The sequence below is a fragment of the Phenylobacterium sp. genome (genome assembly GCF_028290885.1).
Classification (GTDB): Bacteria; Pseudomonadota; Alphaproteobacteria; order Caulobacterales; family Caulobacteraceae; genus Phenylobacterium.
Map to the genome: position 1 here is coordinate 1 of NZ_JAQGIZ010000316.1, position 4,937 is coordinate 4,937.

At 67.3% G+C, this 4,937-nt stretch carries 4 protein-coding genes; 2 read left to right on the forward strand and 2 right to left on the reverse strand.

All coding sequences use genetic code 11. From position 1 onward, the window contains the following. Both JWP28_RS20470 and JWP28_RS20475 read left to right on the forward strand, forming a co-directional pair. On the forward strand, positions 1 to 333 hold a 333-nt coding region (locus tag JWP28_RS20470; RefSeq protein ID WP_299545705.1), incomplete at its 5' end, for a DUF3501 family protein. Between the two features lie 233 nt (positions 334 to 566). Beyond that, positions 567 to 1,895, forward strand: a complete 1,329-nt coding sequence (locus tag JWP28_RS20475) for an MFS transporter (protein WP_299545706.1) — start codon at positions 567 to 569, stop codon at positions 1,893 to 1,895. A gap of 62 nt (positions 1,896 to 1,957) precedes the next feature. Here the strand turns inward: JWP28_RS20475 and JWP28_RS20480 are convergent, their stop codons facing one another. Both JWP28_RS20480 and JWP28_RS20485 read right to left on the reverse strand, forming a co-directional pair. Continuing rightward, positions 1,958 to 3,163 (reverse strand): acetyl-CoA C-acyltransferase, encoded by a 1,206-nt coding sequence (locus JWP28_RS20480; protein WP_299545707.1) that lies wholly within the window; start codon positions 3,161 to 3,163, stop codon positions 1,958 to 1,960. Between the two features lie 186 nt (positions 3,164 to 3,349). Continuing rightward, positions 3,350 to 4,937: 3-hydroxyacyl-CoA dehydrogenase NAD-binding domain-containing protein (locus tag JWP28_RS20485; protein ID WP_299545708.1), on the reverse strand; the 1,588-nt coding region annotated here is incomplete at its 5' end.

Genomic DNA, 4,937 nt, shown 5'->3' on the forward strand with positions numbered 1-4,937 from the left:
TCGGAACTGGTGGCCACCGTGATGTTCGAGATCGAGGATCCCATCCGCCGCGAGGCGATGCTGGCCAGGCTCGGCGGCGTCGAGGAGTGCTTCTTCATCCAGGTCGGATCGGAGCGGGCCATGGGCGTCCCGGAGGGCGACATCGAGCGCACGCGGGAGGACGGCAAGACTTCCTCCGTCCACTTCCTGCGCTTCCCGCTGACCGCCGACCAGATCGCCCGCTTCCGCGACCCGGCGACCGAGATCCTGGTCGGCTGCAGCCACGAGGCCTACAGCCACCTGGCGGGCCTGACGCCGGCGACACGTGCGGAGTTGGCGAAGGATTTCGCGTAAGCGTCTTCCCCCGGGTACGGGGGAAACCATCCCCGACAGGTTGGTTTGGTTGGAGGGTCGATGGGGGAAGTGGAAGCGAAGATACTTCCCCCATTGTCGGCCGGGCTTCGCCCATTGCCGACATTTCCCCCGTACCGGGGGAAGGTAAGGCGCGGCTTGTAACCTTCGCCTGATCGCGCTCATCTGCCGCCCACGGATCTGGCGCGCAACGGGCCGCATCGGGAGGGCAGACCTTGACCGCCACGACCGCCGATGCGCCCGCAGCGCCGTCCACCCTGCGCAAGGTGGTGCTGGCCAGCATGATCGGCACCACCATCGAGTGGTACGACTTCTTTCTCTACGGCACCGCCGCGGCGCTGGTGTTCAACAAGCTGTTCTTCCCAAAGGCCGACCCGCTGACCGGGACCATGCTGGCCTTCGCCACCTACGCGCTGGGCTTCGTGGCGCGGCCGTTGGGCGGGCTGGTGTTCGGCCACCTCGGCGACCGGATCGGGCGCAAGCAGCTCCTTATGATGAGCCTGATGCTGATGGGCGGCTCGACCTTCCTGATCGGGCTGCTGCCGACCTTCGACCAGATCGGACTGTTCGCGCCGCTGATCCTCGTTTTGCTGCGGCTGGTGCAGGGCTTCGCGGTCGGCGGCGAGTGGGGCGGGGCGGTGCTGATGGTCTGCGAGTATGGCGACGCGAAGCGCCGAGGCTTCTGGGCGGGTTGGCCGCAGGCGGGCGTGCCGGCCGGCAACCTGCTGGCCGCCGGCGTGCTGGCGATCATGTCGGCGGTGCAGACGGACGCGGACTTCCTGGCCTGGGGCTGGCGCGTGCCGTTCCTGCTGTCGGCGGTGCTGATCCTGATCGGCTACTGGGTGCGCTCGACGCTCGCCGAAAGCCCGGTGTTCGCTAAGGCCGTGGCCGAGCGTGGCATCGACGCGGCGCCGGTGCTGCAGGCGATCCGCCGCCGGCCGGGCGGCCTGGCCATCGGCATCGGGCTGAGGGTCGGCGAGAACATCACCTATTACATCATCACCGCGTTCTCGATCACCTACATCACCGAGGTGGTCGGCCTGAGCCGCACCGTCGCCCTCAACGCCCTGCTGGCCGGCGCGGCCGTCGAGGTGCTGCTGATCCCGGTATTCGCCTGGCTGTCGGACAAGATCGGCCGGCGGCCGGTCTATTTCGTCGGCGCGGCGGGCATGGCCCTCTTCGGCTTCGCCTTCTTCCGCATGCTCGACACCGGCGTGACGCCGATCGTGCTGGGCGCGGTGATCATCGGCCTGGTGCTGCATGGGGCCATGTACGCCCCGCAGGCCGCCTTCATCGCCGAGCTGTTCCCGACCCGCTTCCGCTATTCCGGCGCGTCGCTGGCCTACCAGGCGACCTCGATCTTCGCAGGCTCGCTGGCGCCGATCGTCGCGCTGGCGCTGTTCAAGGCCACAAAGTCGGCCACGCCGATCGCCGTCTACATGCTGATCGCCGGCGGCATCAGCGCCTTCGCCGCGCTCCGGGCGCGCGAGACCAAGGGCATGACCTTCGCGCAGATCGACGCGGAGGACGCCGCCAGGGCTTGACGCGCCACGAAAAAGGGCCGCCCTCGCAGGCGGCCCTTCCACAGTTCGACAGCCGTCGAAGCTTAGAAGATTTCGAAAAGACCTGCGGCTCCCATGCCGCCGCCGACGCACATGGTGACGACCCCGTACTTGGCCCCGCGGCGTTTGCCTTCGTACATCAGGTGGGCCGTGCAGCGGGCGCCGGTCATGCCGTAGGGATGACCGATGGAGATCGAGCCGCCGGAGACGTTCAGCTTCTCGTTGGGGATGCCGAGCTTGTCGCGGCAGTAGAGCACCTGGCTCGCGAAAGCTTCGTTCAGCTCCCAGATATCGATGTCCTCGACCTTCAGGCCGTTGCGTTCCAGCAGCTTCGGGATCGCGAACACCGGGCCGATGCCCATCTCCTCCGGACCGCAGCCGGCCACCGCCATGCCGCGGTAGGCGCCCAGCGCCTCGAGGCCGCGCTTCTCGGCTTCCTTGCGTTCCATCAGCAGGATCGCCGCCGCGCCATCGGAGAGTTGCGAGGCGTTGCCGGCGGTGACGAACTTGCCTTCCTGCACATAGCGGCCGCCCTTGAAGACGGGGCTGAGCTTCTGCAGGTCGGCCAGCGTCGTCTGAGGGCGGTTGCCCTCGTCGGCGGCGATGGTGATCTCCTTGTCGGCGGTCTCGCCGGTTTCCTTGTTGACCAGCACCTTCATGACCGTGGTCATCGGCGCGATCTCGCGGTCGAAGCGGCCCTCGGACTGCGCCTGGGCGGTGCGCTGCTGGGACTGCAGCGCATATTCGTCCTGGGCTTCACGAGAGACGCCGTAGCGTTCGGCGACGATCTCGGCGGTCTCGATCATCGAGGTGGCGAGCTCGGGCACGTGCTCCTTCAGCCACGGGTCGGTGGCCATGAAGCGGTTGACCTTGTCGTTCTGCACCAGGCTGATCGACTCGATGCCCGCGCCGATGGCGATCGGGGCGCCGTCGTTGATGATGTACTTGGCCGCCGTCGCCACGCCCATCAGGCCGGACGAGCACTGGCGGTCGATGGTCATGCCGGCGACGGTGTTGGGCAGGCCGGCGCGCAGGGCGGCCTGGCGGGCGATGTTGTTGCCCGTCGTGCCCTGCTGCAGGGCGCAGCCCATGGCGATGTCGTCGACCTCGCCCGGGTCGATCCCGGCCTGGGCGATCACCGCGGCGATGGCGTGGCCGCCGAGCGTCGCGCCATAGGTGTTGTTGAACGCGCCGCGGTAGGCCTTGCCAATGGGGCTTCGGCGGGCGGCGACGATGACGGCTTCACGCATGGGAAATCCTTGGCTCGAATTTGCCTCACCCGCACAGCGGGGGAGGGGGACCATCGGCCGAAGAGCCGATGGTGGAGGGGGCGAGTTCAAGCGCCGAGCAAGCGGTCGCCCCTTCCACCACTCGCTCTGCGGCGAGTGGTCCCCCTTCCCCGTAAGCGGGGAAGGCAAGAGGGGCGCGACGAGTCATCAGGCCTTGACGTCGGAGAATTTCTTGCCCTCGGCGACCAGCTTTTCGAGGAGGGCCGAGGGCTTGAACGTGTCGCCCATCTTGGCCTGGAATTCCTGCATCTTGGCCAGCACCTTGTCGGGGCCGACCTGGTCTCCGTAGAACATGGGGCCGCCGCGGTAGACCGGCCAGCCGTAGCCGTTGACCCAGACCACGTCGATGTCGGAGGGGCGGATCGCCTTGCCCTCCTCGAGGATCTTCGCGCCCTCGTTGATCATCGGATAGATGCAGCGCTCGAGGATCTCCTCGTCGCTGATCTTGCGCGGGTTGGCGCCCGACTTGGCGATGAAGTCGTTGATGATCTTCTCGGTGACGGGGCTGGGCTTGGCGTTGCGGTGCTCGTCGTAGTCGTAATAGCCGGCGCCGGTCTTCTGGCCCCGGCGGTCCATCTCGCAGAGCACGTCGCGGATGGTCTCGCCGTGCGACTTCTCCTTCACCCAGCCGATGTCGAGGCCGGCCAGGTCGCTCATCGCGAACGGGCCCATGGGGAAGCCGAAGTCGTAGAGCACCCGGTCGACGTCCCACGGCATGGCCCCTTCCATCACCAGCTTCTGCGCCTCGCGCTGGCGCTGGCCGAGGATGCGGTTGCCGACGAAGCCGGGGGTGACGCCGACCAGCACCGCCACCTTGCCGATCTGCTTGGCGAGCTTCATCGAGGTGGCGATGACGTCCTTGGCGGTGTGGTCGGCGCGGACGATCTCCAAGAGTTTCATGACGTTGGCCGGCGAGAAGAAGTGCAGGCCGATGACGTCCTGCGGCCGCTTGGTCACCGAGGCGATCTCGTCGATGTTCAGGGCGGAGGTGTTGGTGGCCAGGATCGCGCCCGGCTTGCAGATGGCGTCGAGCTTTTCGAAGATGTCCTTCTTGATGTCCATGCGCTCGAACACCGCCTCGATGACGAGGTCGACGTCCTTGAAGTCGCCCACGTCGAGCGAGCCCTTGATCAGGCCCATGCGCTGCTCGACCTGCTCATTGGTGATCCCGCCGCGTGAGGCGGTGCGCTCGTAGTTCTTGCGGATGACGCCAAGCCCGCGGTCCAGCGGCTCCTGCTGTTGCTCGACGATGGTCACGGGGATGCCGGCGTTGGCGAAGTTCATGGCGATGCCGCCGCCCATGGTGCCGGCGCCGATGATGCCGACGCTCTTGATCGGCCGGATCGGCGTGTCGTCCGGCACGTCGGGGATCTTGTTCGCCTGGCGCTCGGCGAAGAAATAGTAGCGCTGGGCGGCCGACTGCGGGCCGGTCATCAGCTCGCCGAACAGCTTGCGCTCGGCCTTCAGGCCTTCGTCAAAGGTCGCGGAATTCACCGCCGCCTCGACGGCCTTGATGTTGTTCTCGGGCGCCAGGAAGCCGCGGAATTTCCGCGCATTGGCCTTGCGGAAGTCGGCGAAGATCTCCGGGTGACCCTTGGCGGCTTCGAGCCTGGTGTTGTTGTCGCGGACCTTCACCAGCGGCTTGCCCTCGGCGACCGCCTTGCGGGCGAAGGCGAGCGCGCCCTCGCGCAGCTTGCCTTCCTCGACCAGCTCATCGACCAAGCCCATGGCCGCG